The organism is Methanospirillum sp. (assembly GCF_028679455.1).
Classification (GTDB): domain Archaea; phylum Halobacteriota; class Methanomicrobia; order Methanomicrobiales; family Methanospirillaceae; genus Methanospirillum.
In genome coordinates, this window is record NZ_JAJRBM010000043.1 from 1 (window position 1) to 4,719 (window position 4,719).

Here is a 4,719-nt window from a genome sequence, read left to right on the forward strand (position 1 = left end):
CACATCTTTTCGTCCGAGAGCACTGCTTTCTACATTGGTTGCAACACTCACGCATTCTCTGGTACTGCCGGTAATTCCCAGAATTCGGAGGACACTTAAAGCCTCTCCCCCCGTAATATGATCGATTACGGTCCCGTTCTGAATCGCATTTATCAGCAGACCTTCCCGGTACTTATCGCTGTTCATTGCATCACCTCAAGCAGCATAGCCATCCTGACTGGAACTCCGTTCCGTGCCTGCTCAAAGTACCGGGCATACGGAAGCGAGTCCACTGCGGTATCTATCTCATCGACACGGGGAAGCGGGTGTAGAATGATCAGATGATCTTTTACCCCGTCTAAAAGTGCGGGGGTGATCCGGTACCCTGCTGCAACATCAAAGAAAGAAGCTGGATCAGGGAATCGTTCCCGTTGGAATCTGGTTACGTAGAGTACATCAAGGTCTCGTATTACCTCTTCTATCGAGTCATGCTCAATGATTTCACATCCCATCATCCTGAGATCATGTTTCAGCGATTCAGGAAGGCCAAGTCCTTTCGGAGAGATTGCATGAATCTCCGCGTTATATCTGGTCAGGGCATATGCCAGTGAATGAGTGGTCCGCCCATACATCAAGTCTCCAACCAGCCCTATTTTGATCCGGTCAAGGGGCATGGACTGATGAATGGTATACAGATCAATAAGGGTCTGGGAGGGGTGCTGTCCTGCCCCGTCACCTCCATTAATAACCGGTACTGATGCAAACTCACTGGCAAGTCGTGCTGCTCCAACCTTCGGATGCCTGAGTACAATGGTATCTGCATATCCGCTTACCACCCGGATGGTATCTGCCAAGGTCTCTCCTTTTGCCATCGAACTCACTTCAACACCGCCGAGGTTCATACAGGATCCTCCCAGTCGTAGCATCGCAGATTCAAATGACATTCGGGTTCTCGTGCTGGGTTCAAAAAAGAGAAGGCCAAGAATTTTTCCTTTCAGTGGCTGGGCATCAGCCCCATGTTCAGCGATCTGTGCTGCCTGCAAAATCAGGTGATCAATCTGATTCCGATTCAGATCTCTGATAGAAATATAGTGTTTCATAGGAGACGCCCCGCCGATTATCATAAACCGGTACGGTGCGATCTCACATCAAGTTGTCCAAGAATCAGGTTACCGGGAGGTTGCTCCTGATCTGTTTCAGGGCTTCCCTGCAGGCGTTACTGACTTCGGGATCTTCATCCTTGGTGCCGCGGGCAAGAACATCCATGCTTGGAGGTCCGATTTTTACCAGGATGTCCCATGCCTCTCTGGCAAATAAATAACTCAGGCGGTCGGTTGTGTACTTAGGTTCCCAGTTAAAACTTTCCAGAAGTTTTACTACATCACGTCTTACCCTGCGGTCCGAGTCTACCAGCGCCTGGATAAGCATAAACTTCGCAGGTTCTCCGATCTTTCCGATTCCTTTGATTGATGCGGCCCTGATGTCACCATCTTCGTCTTTCAGGCCAGCCAGCAGTTGGTCAAGAACCGGGAGGCCCACATCACCCATAGATTCGATAGCAGCAACCCTGACCTCATGATCCTCGTCCTGCATTGCGCTTGTAAGGGGGTCTAGCGCTTCTTTTCCGAATTTACCCAACTCGCGAACTGCTGCAATCCGAATCCTTCGATCCGAGTCATGAAGTGCATTAAAAATAATTGAAGCTGAAGAAGGATCTTTGAGATCTCCTAACAGGTGGATCAGTGGAATCCGTCTGATATCCCGGTTTGGTAGTTGTTCCATCACCTGATGAACGCGGGTAAGAACCGGACCTTTCATGCTTGCAAAGGTTTGCAAAACCAGTGCCGGAGTGATCTTGTCCCAGCTGAGCAGGGCACTGATGATCGGATCTATTACGACGTTTCCTTTACTGACTAAAAGGCCGGTAAGCATCCTGAGCATCTCGGGATCCGTGATACTGAAAAGATGGTGCATCTGTTCAGTATTATTCAACGAGATATCGATGATCATGGACATCAGCGAGATGCCCCGCTCACTTCCCTGTTCTCCTGAAGATTCCAATGCTTTGAACTCATCGAGGAGCCGTGGGAGTGCAACACCGCCCATATTGGCAAAGATATTGCTTACCAGGGGGACCATCGTCTTGTCTTCGTTAAAGAGATTGAAAAGTGTAGGGAGTGCCGGAAGGCCGATACGTGCGAGCGAGAGACTTGCATAATTTACCACCTCTTCATCAGGATCATGCAGCAGGTTCATCAGCGTCGGTACTGCAGGCTCTCCAATTGAACCGAGTGCAGCGACTGCATATACAACCAGTACTGGATCCCTGAGTTCTTCAATCAGAGCCGGAACTGCTGCTGGTCCCATCTTAATCAAAAATGAGGTGAGCATCAGTTTCTGGTCCTCATCGTCTTCTTCTTTCAGGCTGCTAATCAACGGTTTGATGGCGGCATCACCGAATTTTTCCAGGAGATCACCAGCAAAATGAGTTTGATCCGCATCACCTGTCTGAATCAGTCTGATAAGATGAGGAATAACCTGATCCGGTGAAGAACTGATGATATCACTGATGATTTCCAGTCCTGCCCCTGATCGCTGGGTCATCATCTGTTCGACAAAGACGCCGGGATCCTGCTCGAAGGAGAGTGACAACAGTTCTTTGATCGCCCGGGTCAGATCAGGTCCGGCAGATCCAAGTGCATCAAGCAGTTCAGGTACTGCTCGTCCGCCCTGCTCTTTGATGAGTGAGTATGCGTTACTCTGTCCCGGACTTCCAGGGACTATCATCGGTATCAGATAGGGGATAGCATCCGATCCGATATCCCGAATGATTGAAGTTATCCGGGCAGGGTCTGCTGATAATGAATCTCCAAGTGCATCAGCGAGATCTGGTGCTGCTGCCGATCCCATCTGGCGAAGTGCTGTATCTGCCAGCTCGGCTGCACTTTCATTTCCTGATGACAGAACCTGGATAAACCGCGGGGTAACCATATCTCCCATCTTCAGCAGTTCATCCATCGCTGATTCCCTGACCCGGTTATCATGATTGGCTAACGCATCAATCAGGGGATCGATGGCTCGTACCGGATCTATCTCCCGGATCATTCTGATCGCAAATATTGCGGTTTTGCCTCCCCGTGTCTGAATAGCATCTTCAAGTATTGGAAATGCAAGCCTGCCCATCTCCCTGAATACCCGGGATACCGGTCCGGTTGCATCATCACCCCGTTCTTCAACCGCCTGAAGCAGCCAGGGGGCAGAGAGAGAACCAAGCCGGGGAAGGATTCCTGCAATAGTTCGTGAAATATCTGCAGACGGATTAAAAAGTGCCTGGGTAAGGTGGGGGATGGCAGGTTCTCCGATGCGAATCAGAACTGAACAGAGTTGTTCCCGGTCATTCTCCTTATGCATCGGTATCTCACGTATCAGATGATCCACTACCGGTTCTCCGATACGGATGAGAGCATTTTCAGATACTGCCCTTATCTCGGGATCTTCGTCATATATCCCCCTGATCAGCGGGACGATGGCGGCATCTCCGATATCCATGAAAACCTTGAGTGCCATTGAGGAGGTGACTGGATTGGGATCCTTGAGTGATTCATAGAGAGGTTCAAGCGCCGGTCTGCCAACCTCCTGGATGATATAAAATTTTAGTTCGCGAGTCTCATCCCGATCCTGGGCACATGAAGAGAGCAGATCTACCACTATCTGATCACCAAGCAGAATGAGGAGTGCAGCAGATCGCGCCCTTACCTCATCATCGGTACTATCCAGACCCTGGATAAGGAATGGGAGTGCATCTTTGCCTGCAGTCTCGATCATTGCTTCTGTAAGACGTCTAGTTCTGGGTTCTTCTGAACCAAGCGCATTGACCAGGATTGGCAAAACCGGTTTTCCAAATGAGAGCAACGTATATGCGATACGCTCTTCACCTGCTTCATTCATAACCGGAGTGCAGGAGAGGATATCATTCACCATCGAAGGGCCGAGCCTTAACAGCGTACGATGAAGCCAACGGGTAATTGTCTCATCAGCAGAGTTATAATTCTCAACCAGGCTTCTGACTGCTGGTTTCCCGATAAATTCGAGAGCTTCTGATGCCGCATTCACCACTCGTGGATCAGGATCCCCGAGTAGGGCAATCAATTCAGGAACAGCACGAGGAGTTTGCATCCTCCCTAACGCGAGAGCCGCTTCTATTCTCAGCGTTGCATCCGGAGACGCCCGGACCAGTTTTATGAGTCCATCCAGATCTCCTTTCAGCCGCATTCGTTCTGGATCCGGCCTGAATAACGTGATCATACCTGCACTTTACCCCCCATATTTGCATCGTGTACTATAGGGATTGATTTTTCAGGAAATTATTAATAGGTTATTAAGTAATCCGGATCAGTCGTATTTACCACGAAGACCCGACCATCCAGTGTATCCACAGTAAAGGCATCCGATTCCATTACAGTGCCTACACATGCGTTCGGGTATTGTTACTTCTACCGTTCCCTTGCAATTACAAAAGCAACAACCTTCACCGGAGCAGTGCTGGCAGGTGACCCTGACATATTCGATTGTATCTGCCATATGCAATCTGGGGTGTTAATACCTGATAAAAGCAACGAAACATAAATTGAAAAAATTTAGAAAAATAACGGGCCTGAAGGGACTCGAACCCCTGACCTACAGATTAAGAGTCTGTCGCTCTACCGACTAAGCTACAAGCCCTTGTGCCATAACATGTTA

The 4,719-nt window shown here is 49.3% G+C and carries 3 protein-coding genes and 1 tRNA gene; all 4 read right to left on the bottom strand.

Annotated features, from left to right (window positions below; genetic code table 11):
* On the bottom strand, window positions 1-186 hold a 186-nt coding region (locus LUQ50_RS01245), incomplete at its 3' end, for an aspartate carbamoyltransferase regulatory subunit (RefSeq protein ID WP_300034978.1).
* Entirely contained in the window at window positions 183-1,079 is an 897-nt protein-coding gene (gene pyrB, locus LUQ50_RS01250) for an aspartate carbamoyltransferase (protein WP_300034981.1), read from the bottom strand. The genes LUQ50_RS01245 and pyrB, both read right to left, overlap by 4 nt.
* A gap of 64 nt (window positions 1,080-1,143) precedes the next feature.
* Window positions 1,144-4,284 carry a HEAT repeat domain-containing protein gene (locus LUQ50_RS01255; protein ID WP_300034984.1) on the bottom strand — a complete coding sequence of 1,047 codons (3,141 nt, stop codon included), beginning with the start codon at window positions 4,282-4,284 and terminating at the stop codon, window positions 1,144-1,146.
* Window positions 4,285-4,628: 344 nt separating this feature from the next.
* Window positions 4,629-4,701, bottom strand: a tRNA-Lys gene (locus LUQ50_RS01260).
* Between the last annotated feature and the right edge of the window lie 18 nt (window positions 4,702-4,719).